Here is a 20,939-nt window from a genome sequence, read left to right as displayed (position 1 = left end):
TAATTGCATCTTGCAATTCTTGATAACGAAATCCTAATCTTAATCCAAGCGCAATTACTAAAAACCATGAAATAAATAGCGCTAATTGAATTGGGAGATCAAAAATCGTTTGGAAGGAAAAGACAACAGCAAGAAATAGTAATAAAAGAACTATGATTTCTAGCATCGATGGTAATCTTACACTTTTCATTTTTTTCTCTCCTTACAAGTCGATAACATGACGTATGTCGTCTTACATGTATGTAATATACAATTAGCGAAGACAAAACAAAATTTTCATATTATTTCGATTTATTTTTCCAGTATAATATAACACCTTTTCTATTGTAAAAGTAGATGTTACTTTTCGCAATGGAAAATATAAAAAATGTTACATTTTTATTTAGATAGAACAATCCGAGAATAACTTTTTTAATATTTACCACAACAAAACTTTTTACTATTCCCCATCTTTTAAGAGCTACCATTTTTCCCCACGCAAAAAAAGCACACATCATTAAAATGATGCATGCTCCACTTTTATTTATACATATCTTGTATTTCTTCTTTATTTTTAAGTATTTCCACAAACTTATCGCTACACCCTTTCGGAAACAATACTCCGAGTCCATATGAATGCTCAAACTGGAAATGAGGGTACTTCGCCTTAACCTCATCCCAAAATTTATACACGCCGAAATTTCGATCTTTCACCTCAATATCGTGAAATAAAACGATACCGTTATTCGCAAGTTTCGGTAACCATGTTTTATAGTCATGAGAAACTGCTTCATACGTATGATAGCCATCAATATGCAACAAATTTATCGTTCCTTCTTGAAACCGATCCACAGCCTCGTCAAAAGTAGACCGAATTAAATTACCTATATGTGGGTAACTCATGTCCGTATATTTACTCACTATTTGAAAAACACCTTCTCCATATGGACCTGTATGCTCATCTCCTGCCCAAGTATCTACAGCAAAGCATTTTGTAGATAATCCCCCATCTTTTACCCCTTGGCAAAAACTGAAAAAAGAAGCTCCTAAATGAGTACCTAACTCAACTAATATTTCTGGTTTTTCAAATCTTACTAAATCATAAGCAAAGTTTAAATGTCCTACCCACGCAGAATTCATTCGAATATATGGACTATATTGATCAAATTCAAATATTGGTTTATGAGTAACCCAGCTCATCACATTTCTCCTTCTACACATATTTTTAACAAACCAAATTACTCTTATCTTTATTTTTTTATCTTCTTGATTATGATTTAATTTTATAATTTCGCCTCGTTTTATTTAACCTAATCACTTATATCGTAAAGATAACTGGAACTACTAAAATCCCCATCTCACAAAACAGAAATTTCAGTTTATTTTTTATACATTTCGTGATATATTGCATATTGTATTCAAAACTTATTTTTAGAGAAAGGAAATAAAACTATATGGATCCAAATCGCTTAAAAGGAATCATTATGGTTGTAATTGGTGCTTGTTTATGGGGATTGTCCGGGACAGCTGCACAACAACTTTTCCAATATGAACACGTTTCCACTGAATGGTTAGTTACAATTCGATTGCTTATATCCGGTGCTATCTTGCTCATTCTTTCGTCATTCGGAACGAGAAAAAAAGAAATATTCGGCATATGGAAACAAAAATCGGATGCTATTAAAATGATTTTGTTTGGCCTATTCGGTATGCTTGCTGTACAGTACACGTATTTTGCCTCTATTAAAGAAGGAAATGCCGCCGTCGCAACATTATTACAATATTTAGCTCCTATATTCATCACTGTATACTTACTTTTCAAATGGAACGTTCGTCCATCAAAAATTGATTTTATTTCAATTGCCCTTTCATTAGTAGGAACTTTTCTCTTACTAACAAACGGATCTGTTCATAACTTGGCTGTTTCTTCACCATCTATTATTTGGGGTATTTTATCAGGGGTATCTCTTGCTTTTTATAGTTTATATTCAAAGGGATTACTAGAAAGATGGTCTTCCTCTGTTATCGTTGGATGGGGCATGATTATTGGGGGTATTGGGGTAACGATTCTACACTTTATTTCAACAAAAGAATTCGTTTTATTATCAACTATGCAATATGTAAAACTAAGTACTCTACCGCTCATCACATTTGTCGTCATTTTCGGGACACTTATTGCATTTTATTTATACTTAGACAGCATACGATACTTAACTCCGAAAGAAACGACATTATTCGGATGTACAGAACCACTCGCAGCTATTATTTCTTCTGTACTTATATTACACGTACCGTTTCAATCTTTTCAGTTATTAGGGGCTCTTTGTGTCATTGTAATGGTGCTTATCTTAAGCCAAAAACCAGATGAAGGGAAACCCGAATTAAAGCTTGTTCATGAGAAAAAGGAAAATATACAATGAAAGGATTGAATGCACTATGCCTATCCCTCAAAATTATAAAAAACAAGGAAGAGTTTCGGCAAAATCACTCGTTTTAAATCAACTACAAGATTGGATTATTGAAGGTGTACTGCAGCCTGATGAAAAAATTAATGATGGGGAATTGGCTGAAGCACTAGGAGTAAGCAGAACACCTGTAAGAGAAGCACTGCAAATATTAGAGCTTTCTGGATTAGTGGAAATGGTACCTGGGCAAAAAACAAAAATTGCTCCTATTAAGTTAGACGACATTCCTATCATTTATGAAACGATGGCTGGTCTTCACTCTATTATAGGAAAGCAAGCACTTCAAAACATTACAGACGCTGATCTGAAACTACTTTCTGAAATAAATGATGATTTTCAGCGCTCTATAGAGAAGAAAAACGCAAAACAAGCTTTACAACTAGATATACAATTTCACAATACAATTTCTTCTATTGCTAAAAACCAATATATTGAACCCTTTCTAGAAAATATGCAACTTCACGTTTTACGTCTTGAATATTTGTTTTTCCAAAACTTCGTTCCAGCAAGTCAATCTATTGAAGAACATCATTCTATCATTCAAGCACTGCAGAAGCAGGACGAAAAACAAATGGAACTAATGATGTCCCAAAACTGGCTTCGTCCAATGAAAGAAATATCAAAAATAATTTCTATGAAATAATAATAGAGCTGGTTACAGAAAATTTATCAAGACCTAATTTAAAAAAAGATAGAAAAACTAAAGGGTTCTACATATTAGTCATATCTAATATGTAGAACCCTTTCTTCTTTTACTAAAGCCCCCGTTACTTGAAGAAATTTATTATAGAAATGAATTACTATAATCACGTTTAGATCATTTAAAGGGGCGTAAAAACGCAAGAGAATCAGAACAAAAAGAACGCAGCAGAAGAAGTTATCCATAATTATATTAATAACGATGGCTCTTTTAATATGTTTTTCATATTATTAATTTATCCCTTGCATGTAGTATAATTTTTATTAATACAATAATCAAATTCACTTATAACGACGGAGGGAGAATGTACGTCTATTATGTTAAATAAAGCAATAGAAAAAATCATCGCTATTATTTTTAAAGTATCTATATTATTACTGATAATAGGGTTACTTGAGAAATTTAGGTTCTGTTGCAAAGTTTCCGAAGACATAAAGAGATGGGGAATATTGTGGACCAGCTTTATGAAGCTATTAATAATTCATGTAATGCGTTATACGTCGAAAAAACGAAGTTTGGTTGAGGACTTCGTTTTTTCGACGTATATAGCATGAACAGTTTCTATACCTTTAATAGTACGTGAGGCATGGCGAAGACTTTGAAACCCTAAAGAACGGGAGAATCAACGTTTCACATGTCGGTGATCTTGCTCAATGATATTATTGAGGTACTTGATTGTACGATGAAAGGTATTTTTGTAAAGACCTATCTCTTTTAATTTTTTGAATGCGGAAGCTAAAGAAGGGGCCTTATCTGTCGTCAGAACCGTTGGTTCTCCAAAAGTTCGAACAAGTCTCTTCATAAAAGCATATGCTGCTTGTGTGTCCCGTTTTTGACGAAGTTGAATATCAAGTGTTTGTCCCTCTTTATCAATTGCTCGATATAAATAACACCATTTCCCTTTCACCTTGATATAGGTTTCATCCAAACGCCAAGATAACAATGTGTTTTTGTTTTTCTTCTTCCAAATGTGATAGATAAGATTTCCATATTCATGAACCCAGCGCATGATAGTTGTTGGATGAATAGAAATACCACGTTCTTTGAGAATTTCAGACACATCGCGATAACTTAAAGAAAAACGACAATAGTAGCCAACGGCTATTAAAATAATATCCCTCTTGAACTGTTTCCCTTTAAAATATCCCATCTGTGATTCTCCTTGTTTTATTTTTCGAAAGTGTAGCTTAGTTTAGAAAACTTTGCAACAGAACCTTATTATTTATCTTTAAATATAAAAAAGCATCTAAATAGATGCTTTTTTAATTCCTAACAAACTTAAAAATAGCTAAAACAGAAGCGATGACAGTAAAAATGTCTGCATCTTGCGTAGGATATTGATGAAATATTTCTTGAATTTGTTTATTCCATTCATAAAATTTCATTTCTCAAATTCCTCTCTATTATCATCTATTAGTAAATATATTAAAATTATACGAAAAAAACAAAGAAAATATACTCTAGTTAACATAACCTCACTTAGCGGAAGTAAAAAAGCTAGCTCTATGCTAGCTTTTTATCATCAATGATATCAAATAAAAAAATTAGAAATAATCTTTCATTAATTCTTTCATCCATACAGGGACACCAGTATCTTTTCTTGAATCAAACTCTGGTATATAAGGTTTAATATCTAATACTGGTGTCTTATTATTAGCATCTAATCCTTTTACGGTAATTACATTATCATCAATTGATAATATCTCAACTGTAGAAATCCCAATAGGATTAGGACGATACTTTGTTCTTTGTGCAAAGCAACCCTTCTTGGCTAAAGTTTCAATTCCCCTTGGTTTTCTAATCCAATTAGCCCTTCTTTATATCCTGGATTAATTATGATAGTCGAAACAATTTCTCCCCATTTTTCATATACCTTTTCATCAATAATTGATGTTACTTCGCCTATAGAAGACATAGTTATTAAACTCAAATTTTGTTCCTTCTTTCTTTACATAACCACCGTTATTGGAAGTTAATTATTCACCGATATAAAACAGACTTTGTGCAATACTCGTAAAAAATTCTGGTTCTTGTATAGGGGAATCTTTTTCTATCTCTAAGTATGTTTTAAACAATTCTGATGTCTTCATTCTCCACCTTGCTACTTCTTTACCTTGATAATAAAATTTTGCCCAATCCATTGGTACTTTCTTTACTATGAGTTCACAAGATTTAGATTTAATAAGAAGCTCAGGGGATATAACTTGCCATGAAATATAACTTACCTCATATTCTTCACTCTTCAGATAGTTAATAACTTTATACGTAGGTTTTCCCAACCATTTGGTATTCTTTATACACTGATAAACTATATCTCTATCGTTGGAATAGACATCAATTTGAACGTTCCAATCAATATTCCATACATAGGTTGCCATTCTTGTTAACATATTTTTGTACTTCCTTTTAAATGTGAACACTTTATTTCCAGCTTCATCTATAACATCGACTGATTTAGTAGAGCCCTTTATCCTAGGTGGTAAGTACGAATATTTCTTCATTCTAATACTTCTCCTTTATTTTATCATTTAGAATAATTGATTGGTTGCAAAAAAGGCTGATCTCTACTTTCATAAGGAATCCGCCTTTTTCTTTTTCTATGATCCTATTCATTTTTATACATTCCGATTCTGGCGTGGGTTTCAGGGTTCCCGTTTGTTTCTGGATTACCCAAAAAATTGGATAAAAACTGTTTCGTATTTTTGAAGAGATCTCTAAGGGTTTAAGTTACTTTTCAAAGCTAAAGAAAGATACTATTTTATAATACAACATATGATATCTTTTTAATTAAACTCAGCAATCTCTCAGATACGCCTATCAACATTTAGTTAGCCTTTATGTTTTGACTTATAACAAAAAATAAACGGCAAAAATGTCGTTTATTTTTTGTGTTTATGGACTAATATCCCTTTATTAACTATTAGTTTAATTGGTTATTGATGTACGCTAGCATTTCATGGAAACAATTTTTTTCAAATAGTATATTTAATGCAATATTTAAATGAAATTCTTTATTTATTTTGGCTATTACTTTGGAAGCTAAAATCGAATGGCCACCTAGTTCAAAAAAGTTACTTGAAAGTTGAATTGTTTGAACATTTAAGGTTTCCTTCCATATATTAAATAGCTTTTGCTCCGTTTCTGTTGAGGGTACAAAATAATCTTTTGTCTTACTTTTTAGATTATCTAAATCAGTTACTAATCTAAATCTATCTATTTTCCCATCATTTGTTCGTGGCATATCGTTTAGCTTGACATAATTCATTTTCTCTTCCGTTAATGATTGTTCAATCGCCTCGATAGATTTGTCATCTTCATAACAAACTGTTGGAGTGAGCTTTAAGGTTTTATTTGTATGAACATTAGATCTAATATTTTTATTTTGATAATCTAATCCTATTAATAATAAGGGTTCATTAATGTTTAAACTTACGAAAAATGAATTTAAACCTTGAACTGTTGAAAGGACCTTAAAGCCACGTTGTTGTGTTAATTTCACAAGTGAATAAATATCCTTACTCATACCAATATTATCCCACATACTCCACGCTAGACTTTTCGCATTAATGTTTTTCTTTACTCTTAGGAACTGAGCGAATCCGTCTAAAAAAGAATTAGCTGTGGAATAAGCTCCGAAAGATGTTCCTCCAAAAAATCCATTGACAGAAGAGAAAAATATAATTTCACAATTTTTTCTTTTTCCAACAATTTCTGATAGTACCCATGCTCCATTCACTTTAGGTTGGAGTTCTTGTAAGAAAAAGTCTTGTTTTGTCGATCCTAATGAATATTCATCAGGATTTTCAAAATGTTCCGATACACTTCCTACTCCAGCTAAATGAATGACTCCATCAAGCTGTTGATTCCAATGATGTTCAGTGTTCTCTACTATTTCAACAAGCTCTTCTTCATTAGTAACATCTACAAAATGATAACGGACATCCCCTAGAGATTCTAAATGTTGTAATCTTTTTTCCTTATTTGGATCGTTTTCGATTTGTGATCGTCCAATGATCAATAGCTTTAAATTGAATTTACTTATTAATTCCTTTGCAATGAAAAAACCTACTCCGCCTAGTCCACCTGATACTAAATAACACCCATTTTCTTTTATAGATTGATTTGACTTTTCTGTAAGTAAATCCACTTTACGAAGGCTAACACTATACCTGTCTTCTCCCCGGTAACCCACTTCAATATCATGATGGAATGATGTTATTTCTTTATACAACGAGTTTACATTATGTTCATTTCCAAATTGAAAGTCTATATGGACGACATTCGTATTTTGCCATTCTTCATTTAACGTTTTCAGGAAACCTGTAAGCATTGACTTTTTGTAATCATATTGGTCAGATGAATCGATTAGCTGTGCCTCTGTTGTTACAACAAAAAGTTTATTCGGAACGATCATTTCTTCTGAAAAGGCTTGGACCATATTTAGTAATGCAACTATATTATGTTTTTTAAAATGCTCAATATCATCTATATTTCTTGGACTTTCTGCCGTGTCATAGTTTAAAAGGTGAACAACGTTCTTTATATTATAATCCTGTTCTTCACAAGCAGATAATAGGGATTCATAATCACCAACAATGTTTGGATTAATTACATAGCTGTTATCTGAAATTTTTTTAAATTCATCACCTGCGTATACTTTTATATACTTACTATTATTATGATCCATTTTATTAGCTAGTTGTTCGCCTAGCTTATATGGATCCATAAAGATTAAGGTGATACCATATAATAAAGAAGGGTTGTGAATTCGATTATTTTTCTTAATCCAATCTTTCTTAAAAAACCATTGAGGTAATGTATTGTGATTTTCTAAGTACAAGTCTATTTCTTTTACCATTTCTTTAAAATAGCCATCCTGAAATAATTTAGCGAGTTGCGCTCGTTGAATTTTTCCACTATTTGTTTTCGGGAATATCGATTGAGTTACGGGAATTACATAGGTTGCTTCAATTCCAAAATGGCGAATAACTTTTTTACGGATTTGCTTAATCGTTTCTCCTGTTTCTTTTAGTCTTTCTCCTTTTTCAGAAACAAAAAAGATGACTAAATCATCGCTACCTTTATCCAAGTTTGGAATACCACAAGCTGCTGTAAATGTTACTTTAACACCTTCAATTTCTTCTACAACAGATTCAATCTCATGATTTAAAAAATTTGCCCCATTTATAATGATAACGTCCTTCGCACGACCAGTGATTGTCAAACGTCCATTGTTTATGTAAGCTAAATCCCCAGTATCGAACCAACCATCTTTTTTATAGACCTTTTTGTTTTCTTTCTCATTTTTGTAATAACCATTCATAATTGTTGGACCTTTTGCTTGTAAATGACCAATTTCATCCTCATGTAAAACTTGATCGTTTCCATCTACAATTCGAATTTCAACATTTTGGATTGGAACGCCTACTTCGGTAATCAGTGCACTATTCTCATGATTTTCATCTATAGTATGGATTCTGTTAGATAACTTTGTCTTATCAACAGACTTGAATCCACTATTTATCGTGAAATCTCTGTTTTGTACAATTGCTGAAGATGTTTCTGACATTCCAAACGCAGGTACCATTGCGTTTTCTGGAAGTCCGTGTTTTTTCATTATTTTAAGGAAACGTATGCTTGTCTTTGTCACCACTTGTTCGGCAGCATTCATAATATAATGTAAGGATGACAAGTCCCAAGCTCCTGAAGAGATTTCTTCTTCATGTTCATTCAATAAAGCAAAGGAAAAGTTTGGTGCCCAAGTAATCGAAACTTTATACTTCTCAACCCAATCTAGCCATAATAATGGATTTGCAAGAAATAAATCGAGCTTTGGATTAATATGCTGACATCCAATATAAACATCACGAACATGAAACATCACGATGCCTCCAACATGATCAAGCGGCATCCAGTTCATTGATATATCGTCTTCTGTAAAACAATTAAATTTCACCGTTGATTTAATTCTAGCTAAAATACTACGATGTCTATGCTGTATGCATTTTGGCATTCCAGTACTACCAGAACTTAATAAATTTATGACTAGATCGTCCTCCGTTGCTTCATAATAATCTGTATCTGGTAATTCATTTTGATAGACTGTAGTATCCAGTATCGGAATGTCCATTTCTCCCCATAGTTGTTTTAATCTTTCGATTCCATTACTTAGACCAGGTTCTGTTAATATAGGAGATTTACCCAGTAATTCCCATGCATTTTTCAACTTATTTACCCCTGAACTATTTTCTGTATATGTAGGTGGGGTGGCGATGGGCGTTGGAATGATTCCACCTAGAATACATCCCCAAAATGTTGTAATAAAGTGTTTGTGGTTATTGAATTGTAAGATTACTGAATCACCAGGTTTTAATCCATATTTCCGTAGACCTACAAGTGTTTTCCCTGCATCCTCAAGTAATTCTGCATATGTTTGAGTGACTTCTTTTCCATTTTCTTCTATATAAGTAATTCCTTTGTGCCCATTATTCTTAGCTGTATTTAAGAGCATTTCTATTAACGTATTAGGAGCATTTCGGTCATATTCATAAGATTCCCCTTTCTGATAAGCAATCGGTCTATCATTCTTTTTCTCAACTGTATCTTGAATAGGATCATGAGCATTTGAAGTATCATCATTCTGAACTTGCTTTGACTCAATATTTAAATCATCAATATGATATGGGATTTCAACCTCTTCTTGTTCATTAAATAAGCGTAAAAATTTTTCTTCGTTGGAATGGTTGTTTAATTTCTGTTCATTTTGTATCGTTTTTATAAAATTATCATTTATGCATGCCTCTAATAGTTCATAGTTTACTTCTCCATTTTCTGTATACGGTATTTGTGATACCTTTATAAAATGCTGTATACAATGTATTGGTTCTTTAGGTGTTTTTTGTGGATTTTTAGTGTCAAGTACAATAAAAGCAATGACTATCAGTTCCAAACCTGAAGCTTCATAAGTGAGGACTGCACAATCCGTGACAGGTAGCTTTAAATATATTTCTTTTTCCAATATTCTGTTATCTACTTCATCAACAACTAATTCTTTTTCATTTATTGTCTTCATATTACATCCTCCATCAATAAATTTCGGGTTTTGTCTTTCCAATAAAATATAAAAAATAATCAACTCTTTTTAAGAAGTATAAATAGTCTTTGTCTCTATTAAGTTCATATGTTGATTAATGATGTTGATTACATCGCTTAATTGTTCATTCAAATAAAAATGTCCACCATCAAATTCATATACATTGCATGTTTTGTTCGTATAGGCTTCCCATTCTTTAATTTCACCTGAATCAGTACCTTCATCATCTTTACCATTCAAAATGACAAGTTCACTATCTATTAACTTTTTTCTCTTTTTATATATATGCTCTTCAGCTATTTTAAAGTCTGTCATAAGAACAGGTATAAACATCTCTAATAATTTATTATCATTAAAGAATGAATCGGAGGTTCCACCCATTTGTAACAACTCATTTTTTAATTCATCCTTACAGAGTGTATGTTTATATTTCTTTATAGGAACATGAGGTGGATTTTGGGCAGATAAAAAGAGAATGGAAGGTAAGCGGTGCCCATTCATTCGAATTTTGTAATATAATTCATATGCTAGTTGACTTCCCATGCTATGACCAAAAAAAGCATATGGAGCACAATCTAGTTCATCTCTTATGTTTAAGTAGACATCATTTACTGCTTGCTTAAAATTTTTATATAACGGCTCATTTGTTCTCGTACCTCTCCCAGCTAATTCAACAGGACGGATTTGTAATTGGTTGTCAAGTTCTTCTTTCCACTTTAAAAACACACTTGAAAATCCTCCGGCAAACGGGAAACAAAATAGGTTCATTTTACTCATCTTTATATCTCCTTTGGGCGTCCAATTAATTGATTATTTCCAACAGCATATATATCATCTAGAACCATTTTAAAACCAAGGTCTCTTTTTTCATATAATGACCGTTCTATTAATCTCTCTTTATGGTAATCTTTTATATCTTGAGGAATTGGTAAGTTTCCAAACTCTAAAATACGAATAGCTCCATCATTATCTCTAGCTGGCAAAACTTTATTACGATTATACTTACTTGGAGCAAATGGAATATCCAGTAACCCGCTATCAAATGCATTGACGACGCCTACAGCCAAATCTCCATTTCCGGCTTTCAGTACTTCATCAATGATGGCCTTTGTTTCTTGTATGATTATATCTTTTTCTTCATTTATTTCACGTGATTTTGGATAGGATTGCCCTTTAAGTAGGTTTAACGTCTGCTTCGTTGCTTTAATTCCTTGTGCATTTGCTTCCATAGTCGGAATACCATGGGCTTCATGTGGAGTTTTCACAATTACTTTAGTAGCTCCACAAAAAGCAGCTATAGTCGAACCAACACAGATTGTACCAAATGCTTTTGCTTCATCAAATGGGAAAAGACCCATCCATTGATGAAAGACTGTTGAAATATCTACATCGTTGTAACCGAAGATATCCATATATTCATTCGTTAATTCCACTAAGGCGCTCATTGCCGCAATATCTTGTACAAGGTTTCCTCCTTGAGAATAACCAATTGATAAGTTTTTCACCCCTTGTTCAGCTGCTAGTAATGCTTCTATAATCATGACACTATTGATAATGCAAGGGGGAACAATTGTAGCAGTGAGTGGAGCAAAGAATTCTCGATTCAGTTCAATCCCCATTTCTTGATAAATGCCAACTAGTCTGTCTGTATACTGCCAATCTTTCAAACTCTTTTCTAATGCAACATCTTTAGAGTAAGGGATATTATAACTAATTCCTCCCCCTTCATTAGCAGTCCACCCAGATGCATGAATAATCTCAGCTAACAACCTACCATCAGGACTTCCGTGTCTAGCTTGTAGAGGTGCGTCTATTGCTTCAAATACTGTTCGACAATTTTTAACACCATAATTAACCGCCGGAAATCCATTCAATAAGGAACGATTGTTATTTTGGTATCCATTAATCACCTTTTCTACTTTTTCATAATTATTATTTCTTGTATAAGAATCTATAGTTGCAGTTAAAAGGTCAGCTTCTCCAGTATTTTTCAAAAAGTTTAATAATTTTATTTGATCATCTATAAGAGTCACACCACATCTTGGTTGAGCTAAAGTCACTTGTTCTTTTTTTGCCTTTCTTAATTGGTATGCCATATTTTTATTTGGTGGAATTTTTTTTAAATACTTATAATTTGCTTCTAGTGAAGAAGCTTCAATTCCAGTCCTCCATGAATTTAAAACGATTTCTCTTATTTTAAAAAATTCATCATTACTTATCTTTTTATTAACCAATTTCATGGACATCACCTTTTCATGTAATCAGTACCACCGATCTAACCGGTGGTTTGCACTCCCCCTTGAAAGGGCTTTACTTTTTGCTTGTTTTACCGATTCGCCCGTAAACGAGTGTATAAATTCTTTCATACTCAAATGATCACCAGCTGTATCATCTTGTAGTCAATTTCTAATATATTCTTCTATTACCTTCTTATTTCTTCCAGCGGTATCTACATAATATCCTCTACACCAAAATAGACGATTTCCATATTTATATTTTAAATTGGTATGTCTATCGAATATCATAAGCGAACTTTCCCTCTTTAAATGTCCCATAAATTGGGAAACACTTAACTTTAGTGGTATACTCACTAACATGTGAGTATGATCTGGACAAGCTTCAGCCTCGATGATTTCTACTCCTTTGCATTTACATTGTCTACGTAAATTGTGCCCTATATCTTTTCGACTCTTTCCTTATATCAATTGCCTTCTATATTTTGGAGCAAATACTATGTTATATTTACTGTTCTATTTTGTATGTGATAAGCTGTTTGTACCCAATTTGGATAACCTCCTCCGTTACTTGAATTAAGTTGGCGGACCAAATTTTTTTGTAACAAAGGAGGTTTTACAACATTTCCTCATAGCTATAAGCTTTTTAGAACCACTGGTCTAGACAATAGTTTTCTTTTAACAAGAAAACCGATTGTGCCAAACACAATCGGTTTTGTCTTTACATTCCATATGAATATTTTTGTCTTTTAATCCTTATATCATGTCGTAAATCTTGCACAGCTTGTTCTAGTGGAGTATATGAAAAGTAAATTCTGTCAATCCCCATATTTTTATAACGATTTTCAACTATAGTAGGATGTTGTTTACCTATAACTAAGTTACCCCCTACATATAGTAAAATATCGTCTAAACCAAACTCTTCACATGCTTTCCGTATTCCTTCACACTCAATTTCACCATGACCATTTAAAGTTGAAACTAATATAGCTTCAGCCCTATTCTCTTTAGCAGCCTTCGTAAAATCTTCAATCTTGTTATAGGTTCCAATATTTACAACATTAAAACCAGCTTCACTGAAAACATAATCAATGATTTTAAGCCCGACTGAGTGACAGTCTTCTCCAATTACACCAAGTACAATGGTTTCATTCATTTTTTATACCGACCTCTCAAAATTTTTATTACACACCTGATCTAGGTGCTGATTGATTGTCTCTGCTAAAGTGTCTGCATGCTCTGAAGAACACATATTATGGTGATGACCGTTAACTCTGTGGGCAATAACATTTCCATTCGTTACCTTTTGTGCACTTTTAGGATCAAGCAAAGGTAACGGAGATACTGGAGCTATTTCATTTACGTAATATAAATGTAAATTCGTATTTAGTTTATCTTTCATTTTAAAGGATTGTCTTGCAATGCAATTACCAACCATAACTTTTACTGCTCGATCTACTCCTTCAAATGTTTCACCCTTCTCAGGTGAGATAAATGTCTTTACCTTTGATTTCGCAAATTCTAATCCCTCTATAGGTGACATAGATTCAATTGTAGATAAATCAATATTCATATTGTTAAGAATTAATTCCGTTACATACTTAATTGCTAACTCTTTGGTTACTTTTTCTTCTGGTAAATAATCCAAAAATGCTAAATACTCGATGTTCTGCCCTTCCTCTTCCAATACTCTAACAATCTCATATAAAATTGTTACACCGAATGACCATGCAATTAACCGATATGGGCCTTTAGGTTGTTTTTTACGAATCTCTTCTAAATATTTATTAGCCATTTCTTTTACATCTTCAAGTGCTTTATCGTCCGAGTCATAGCCATATGATTGTAAACCATATACCGACCCTTTGTATTTTAATTTTTTTACGAAATCTGAATAACAGAGTACCCCTCCGCCTATTGGGTGAATTATAAACAATGGTACTTCATCCTCAATTTGACTTTCACTTTGAAGTGGAATTAGACATTGTCCTTTTTCTATTGAACTATAATTTCTAATATGACTTGCAATTTCTTTTATTGTTGGTGTTTGTATAAATGTTCTTAGTGGTAAATCCACTTTAAAGCTTTTTCGAATCTTGTACATTATTTCCATTGCAAGTATCGAATGTCCACCTAATTCAAAGAAATCTTGGTTAATTTTAATATTTTTCGTATCTAGAATCTCTTCCCAAATCGTAACCAATTCTTTTTCGACCGGATCTGTAGCTGGAGTATTCTCTTCACTACTCTCATTTATCTTTGGATCCATCGTTCTTAAATGTTTACGATCTACCTTTCCATTTGGAAGAAGTGGAAGACGATCAAGGAAGATGAAGTATCTTGGAATCATCACTTTCGGAAAAATATTAGCCAAATATTGTCTTAAATCGTTTATTGTAATTTCCTGATTGGAAACAATATAAGCTGCTATAGATATGTCTTCTCCTTTTTTTATGTCAATGACTGCACATGAAGATATTGCCTCATGTTTTAGTAATGATGCTTGTATTTCTTCTAACTCTATCCTTACCCCATTTATTTTCACTTGGTTATCTTTACGACCTATTATTTCTAGACTTCCATCCATCCTATAGCGCCCTACATCACCAGTTATATAAATCAAATCATTAGGATTACTGCTGTTGAATGGGTTTGGGATAAAAAGTCTATTTGTTTCTTCAATATTATTTAAATAACCAAGTGTTCGGTATGGAGACCTAATCGCGATATCTCCTATTTCTCCAATACCACACAAATTACTGTGTTCATTTAAGATTATAATTTGCGTTCCTTCTATTGATTTACCCGGTGACTGTGTGCCATTATCTGTTACTTTAGGTACTTTCGAAAATGCTACTGCCATCGTTGTTTCAGTTGGTCCATACGCATTAACTATTTCTCCTTCAAAATGTAAGCGCCATTGTGTTATAAGGGTGTCAGATAGTGGCTCGCCAGCTAAAAATGTATATTTCAACTGAATTTTCCCTTCCATTTCTTTAGCAGTTGTTAACCAATGATTAGCTAGAGACGGAACAGTATGAACGACTGAAATATTATCTCTCCTTAACCAGGACACAACTTTATCGGCACTTAAATCAAGTACATCCTCAGGTAAACATAGTGTTGCTCCACATATAAGCGGTAGGAAAATATCCCTAAGCGAGACATCAAAAGAAAGGTTAATTAATTGTGCACAACGATCTGTTGTATCTATATTTGAAAATTCATAACGTAACCAATTTAATACATGATTTAAGCCTTGATGTCTGCCAAGGACCGCTTTTGGTTTTCCTGTTGATCCAGAGGTGAAATAAATATAAGCCGAGTCTTCTCCGAATATGTGAGGTAAACTTACTTCATCTGAAATTGAAGTAGGATACCCTTCAATAGAATCAACATCAATTACTTGTTGAAACTGACTTTTGATTCCCTCATTTTGTTGATTGACACTTATCATAAACGTCGGATTTACGGTATCAATCATAAGTTGTTGTCGTTCAATAGGCATATGATTTGCATCAATTGTTTGTAGCACTCCACCACTTTTCAAAATTCCGAGCATACTAGCATATAACCCAAAGCTCCGCTCACCAATAAGAGTTACGACCTCACCTTTTGATAGACCTTTTGTAACTAGTACTTTTGCGATGTTATTTGCGTGTTCTACTAATTCTTGATAAGTCCAATCGATATTATTTTGTGTGATGGCTGTCTTATGAGGCACTTTGTCGGCCCACTCATCAATTAATTGTAAAACCGATGGACTTTCTTTTATATTCAATGGCAAATCTGGTTTTGGTAGTGACTTTGTTTTCGGAGTCACTAAAGAATATGATGTAATCTCTTTCTCTGGATCACGAACTATCTGCTCTAGCAAATATTCAAATTGATAAAGCATTTCCTGCATTCTTTCAGGTGAATACATATCAGGACGATAAACAAATTCAACATGAAGCCTTTTATCATTAAATATGTGAAATGTAATTGGATATTTAGATTTAGATATTTCTAAATTTACTTCTTCAATTGCAAGGTTATGAACTTGTCGATTAATCCCTTCTTCTGCAGCATTATGAAAGTTGACAAGTACATCAAAAATCGGATTATACTTCAAGTTTCGATCTGGTTGTACTTCTTTGACGATTTGCTCAAATGGTATATCTTGATTATCAAATACCTCAATACATGTCTCTTTGAATTGTTTAAGTAATTCAGAAAATGTTAATCGATCCGACAAATTCGTTCGCAATGCTACAGTATTGACAAATAGTCCTAGTAAATCTTCAATTTCTTTTCGATTCCTATTGGCGATTGGTGTCCCAACAATAATGTCATTTTGCCCAGAAAGTCTCGCTAACAACACCTTGAAAACTGAAGTAGCAAGCATAAACATCGTTGATTCATATTTTTTATTTAAACCTTTTAACTTTTTCGTTAATGCCTCAGATAAAGTATACTTTATACGTTTACAAGTAAATTCTTCTACTGTATTTGTTTTTTGATCAGAAGGTAATTGCAATATTGGAAGCTTTCCACTTAATTTCTCTTTCCAATATGTTAATTGTTTTTCCATAATACTTGTTTCAAAAAACTCTCTTTGCCATACCGTAAAGTCAGTGTATTGTATTGGTTGTGAGCTAATCGGTAAATCCATTCCGGTTTCAATAGCCACATAATTTTCCATTAATTCTTTTATTAATATTTGTATAGACCATCCATCCGTAATAATATGGTGAGTATTCGTAAATAAATAGAATTCATCTTCAGATGCTTGAATAATATAGTATATAAACAAGTCATCGTTTTCTAAATCAAACACTCTTTCCCATTCTTCACGCAATTTATTATGGATTTGTTCTTGGAGTTCAGAACGTTCATACTGTATCCAATTATAAACTTTAAGAGGTTGATAGTTAAAAGGACGTACAACTTGGATTGGTTTACCTTCATATTCGTGAAAATTTGTTCTTAAAATATTATGGCGCTCTACTATTTTATTCAATGAATATTCTAAAGATTCCAAGTTCAAATACCCCTTTAATTTTAAAGTTAAAGGAATCTTATAAGCATTATTGTCTTCTCTCAATTTTTCAATGAAATATAAACGTGATTGTGAAAAAGACAAAGGAATGTTTTCATTGTTTGGATGAACCTTAATTGTAGGTATGTTTTCCTTATCTTTATCTTCTTTAAGATTGCAAATCACTTTACCAAGGCTTTCAATTGTATCATTTTCAAAAAAGTCACGAATACTTATCCTAACGTTAAATGTTGAATTGATCACTGACACAACTCTTGTTGCCATTAAAGAGTGTCCACCCAAATCAAAAAAACTTTGCTTAATATAAATCTCGTTAAGACCTAGGAATTTCTTAAATATTACGGATAGTTTCTTCTGAGCTTCTGTTTTAGGTAAGTCCTTACTTTCATAAAGTGTATTATTCTCTAAGGGAATTTCCAGTAATACCTTTTTGTCAAGTTTAGCATTAGACGTTTTTGGTATACTTTTAACTTTTGTAACAAATGCAGGTATCATATAAGACGGTAAAAATTGTTTTAAGTAATTTTGGATATTTAACCCGTCTATATTTTCTTTTGGAACAACATAGCTAACGATTTGCGGTTCCCCATGCAAATTGTTACGAACAATGACAGCTGCATCTTTTATCATTGGGTGTTTAAGAATTACAGATTGAATTTCCCCAAGTTCAATCCGGAAGCCTCTAATCTTAACTTGATCATCAATCCTGCCTCTATACTCAATTTCATTGTTTGGTAGTATTCGTGCTAAATCTCCTGATCTATATAATTTACTACCATGACCAAAAGGATGATTTATAAAGCGTTCTTTATTTAAATCTGGACGGTTATGGTATCCTCTTACAACACCTGGACCACCTATAAATAGTTCTCCTGTTACCCCTATAGGAACTGCTTGGAGATTGTTATCAAGGACGAATAAAGATAAATCCGGTAGCGGATTACCTATATTACTTCCCTCTGTCGTCGCTTGAGCTTTCAAATCCCTTTCTGTTACTCGTTTAAAAGTTGCATGGACGGTGGTCTCCGTAATTCCATACATATTTATCATTTCTGGACATCTTTCCCCTAGCTTCTCATACCAAGGGGACAAAATATTGAAATTAAGTTGTTCTCCTCCAAAAATGACATATCGAAGCTTCAAACCTAAATCTTCACTTTTCATATCATCAATATGGTTAGTTAATTGTTGAAACGCTGATGGTGTTTGATTTAGAACAGTAATCTTTTCTTCCTTTAACAAATTATAAAAAGATTCCGCTGATTTACAAACAAAATTAGGAACAATTAATAGTTTTCCTCCAAAGAATAATGCTCCCCAAATTTCCCAAACAGAAAAGTCAAAAGCATATGAATGATACATGGTCCATACATCTGTATGGTCAAATTCAAATAGCTTGTCTGTAGATGAGAATAATCTTATTACATTCGTGTGCTCAACTAGTACTCCTTTAGGTGTTCCTGTTGAACCAGAAGTATAGATTACATAAGCTAAATTTGATGGATCTAATTGAAGTTCTAAATTCTCAATACTCTCTTTCTTTATTAGTGCTTGGTTTTCCTGAAGGTTAACAACTTTTTTATTAGGAAATAAAACTGTATTCTTAACATTATGATTCGTTATGATAAGTTGGACACTAGAATCATCTAGGATAAATTTAATTCTTTCAGATGGAACATTCGGATCAATAGGTACATAAGCTCCTCCAGCTTTTAGAACAGCAAGTATACTTATAATTAAATTAGTTGATCGCTCTAGGCAAATGCCTACAGGATTTTCGGGCTTCACACCTTGTTTTATGAGATACCTGGCTAGTTGATTAGATTGATTATTTAATTCTTTATAAGTTATTTGTTCATCTTTATATTGTATTGCGATTTCGTTAGGATGATTGATTACTTGTTGTTCAAAACGTCGATGAATAGATTGAATCGTATTAATATCTTCTAAATAGTGTTGATTAGGTCCCTTTAATAACAGGTCTAATTCTTCTTGCGTTAACAAAGAAACGTCACTTATAAATTGATTTGGATTGTCCATTAATTCGTTTATAAGATTAATGAAATGCCGTATCAATTGCTGAATCGTCTCACGCTTATATAACTCTGAACTATATTCAATATGTAGATTAATCCCTTCCTTTGACTCATCCACATGTAATGAAAAATCTACACGCGAGACTTCAAGCTTAATATCAACAGGCTGAACCTCCAAATCAAATAACTCCACATTTTCCCAGTAATCCTTTTGGTAGGAAAAATATACTTGAAAGATAGGATGATGATTCATCTGACGATTAGGTTTTAGTTCTTCTACAATGGCATCAAACGGAACCTCTTCATGTTCAAAGGCATCTAATATACCATTTCTAACATCATTAAGCATTTCCAGGAAATTCATATCTTCTCTAACTTCAGTACGAAGCGACAAGTTATTTACAAAAAAGCCTATTAAATTCTGAATTTCATCACGATTTCTACCAGCATTTGGTGTACCAACAACGAGATCATTTTGTCCAGTATAACGGAATAAAAGAATTTTAAATATTGATAATAGCGTCATAAACATTGAAGACTTATGTTTTACATTAAATGCATGTAACTTGTCTACGAGCTGACTTGAAATATTGGCTGTATATACATCCCCTGTGTATGTCGAATTTTTCGGTCGTGGGAAGTCCTTTGGTAAATCTAATACCTCGTTAGCACCTTTTAGTTTATTCATCCAATAATCTAAAGATTTTTTGTATTTTTCATTTCCCTTGAGTTCTTTCTTTTGCCATAGTGAGAAATCTGTGTATTGTATAGGTAAATCAGGTAATGAATGATTGTAATCCTCTTGTATATTTTCCTTATATAAAGTTGATAATTCCTTAAATAGTATTTGGTGAGACCACCCATCAGAAATAATGTGATGCAAAAGAATAACAAAATAATACTCAGTATCTGATATTTCATAAAGTGATAATCTATACAATGGACCTTTTTCTAAATCAAAAGGCCTGTGGATTTCTTCACTAATTGTACCCTTAACTAACTTATCCCTCTCTTGGTTCGTTTTACCTTCAGGATGAATAACAGGAATGTCGAAATATTCTACCTCATTAACCTTTTGAATCACTTGATTGTCTTTAATATGAAAAGTTGTTCTTAACGTCTCATGTCTTTCTAAGATAGTAATAAAGCTTTTCTTTAATGCTTCAATATTAAGTTTCCCGCGGATTTTTAATACCTTCGGGATATTATAGACCGCTTTACCCGGTTCCATTTGATTTAAGAACCATAAACGTTCCTGTCCATAGGACAATATTTCTTCAGTTTTTTTATTAGCCGAGATTTTACATTGGATATCTTTTGATTTTAATTTTCCTTCTAGCTTTCTTAGCTGCTCCTCAGATAATCGTTTTCTTTTGTTTTGGATTGTCATC

Annotated in this window: 9 protein-coding genes and 4 pseudogenes; 2 read left to right on the top strand and 11 right to left on the bottom strand. The window is 32.7% G+C overall.

All coding sequences use genetic code 11. The features are described from left to right. A pseudogene (locus PDL00_RS15710) lies at window positions 1-190 on the bottom strand (Na+/H+ antiporter NhaC); the annotation flags it as partial. Between the two features lie 329 nt (window positions 191-519). After that, window positions 520-1,179, bottom strand: a complete 660-nt coding sequence (locus PDL00_RS15705; protein ID WP_270729974.1) for a class I SAM-dependent methyltransferase — start codon at window positions 1,177-1,179, stop codon at window positions 520-522. A 254-nt stretch (window positions 1,180-1,433) separates the two neighbouring features. On the opposite strand from PDL00_RS15705, the gene PDL00_RS15700 reads away from it, so the two are divergent. Continuing rightward, window positions 1,434-2,399, top strand: coding sequence for a DMT family transporter (locus tag PDL00_RS15700; protein WP_270729973.1), 966 nt, complete (start codon window positions 1,434-1,436; stop codon window positions 2,397-2,399). A 16-nt stretch (window positions 2,400-2,415) separates the two neighbouring features. Then, window positions 2,416-3,087, top strand: coding sequence for a GntR family transcriptional regulator (locus PDL00_RS15695; RefSeq protein WP_097817727.1), 672 nt, complete (start codon window positions 2,416-2,418; stop codon window positions 3,085-3,087). A 550-nt stretch (window positions 3,088-3,637) separates the two neighbouring features. On the opposite strand, the pseudogene PDL00_RS15690 reads toward PDL00_RS15695, so the two are convergent. The 9 genes and pseudogenes from PDL00_RS15690 to PDL00_RS15650 form a co-directional block, all read right to left on the bottom strand. Further along, window positions 3,638-4,294 (bottom strand): annotated as a pseudogene (locus PDL00_RS15690) (IS6 family transposase). Between the two features lie 394 nt (window positions 4,295-4,688). Beyond that, a pseudogene (locus PDL00_RS15685) lies at window positions 4,689-5,074 on the bottom strand (TrmO family methyltransferase domain-containing protein). 46 nt (window positions 5,075-5,120) lie between these two features. Next, window positions 5,121-5,645 carry a tubby C-terminal domain-like protein gene (locus PDL00_RS15680; RefSeq protein WP_270729970.1) on the bottom strand — a complete coding sequence of 175 codons (525 nt, stop codon included), beginning with the start codon at window positions 5,643-5,645 and terminating at the stop codon, window positions 5,121-5,123. A gap of 419 nt (window positions 5,646-6,064) precedes the next feature. After that, a complete protein-coding gene (locus PDL00_RS15675) occupies window positions 6,065-10,216 on the bottom strand; it encodes an SDR family NAD(P)-dependent oxidoreductase (RefSeq protein ID WP_270729967.1) in 4,152 nt (1,383 codons plus the stop codon). Window positions 10,217-10,285: 69 nt separating this feature from the next. Beyond that, window positions 10,286-11,014, bottom strand: a complete 729-nt coding sequence (locus PDL00_RS15670) for a thioesterase II family protein (RefSeq protein ID WP_270729965.1) — start codon at window positions 11,012-11,014, stop codon at window positions 10,286-10,288. A gap of 2 nt (window positions 11,015-11,016) precedes the next feature. Then, window positions 11,017-12,477 carry a methylaspartate mutase subunit E gene (locus tag PDL00_RS15665; protein WP_270729964.1) on the bottom strand — a complete coding sequence of 487 codons (1,461 nt, stop codon included), beginning with the start codon at window positions 12,475-12,477 and terminating at the stop codon, window positions 11,017-11,019. 21 nt (window positions 12,478-12,498) lie between these two features. After that, window positions 12,499-12,972 (bottom strand): annotated as a pseudogene (tnpA, locus tag PDL00_RS15660) (IS200/IS605 family transposase). 220 nt (window positions 12,973-13,192) lie between these two features. Further along, entirely contained in the window at window positions 13,193-13,627 is a 435-nt protein-coding gene (glmS, locus tag PDL00_RS15655; RefSeq protein WP_270729962.1) for a methylaspartate mutase subunit S, read from the bottom strand. Between the two features lie 3 nt (window positions 13,628-13,630). Then, window positions 13,631-20,938 carry a non-ribosomal peptide synthetase gene (locus PDL00_RS15650; RefSeq protein ID WP_270729988.1) on the bottom strand — a complete coding sequence of 2,436 codons (7,308 nt, stop codon included), beginning with the start codon at window positions 20,936-20,938 and terminating at the stop codon, window positions 13,631-13,633. Window position 20,939 lies beyond the last annotated feature (1 nt).

The sequence above is a fragment of the Bacillus cereus group sp. TH152-1LC genome (assembly GCF_027710505.1).
Classification (GTDB): Bacteria; Bacillota; Bacilli; order Bacillales; family Bacillaceae_G; genus Bacillus_A; species Bacillus_A mobilis.
This window is presented reverse-complemented; position numbering and strand designations above follow the sequence as displayed.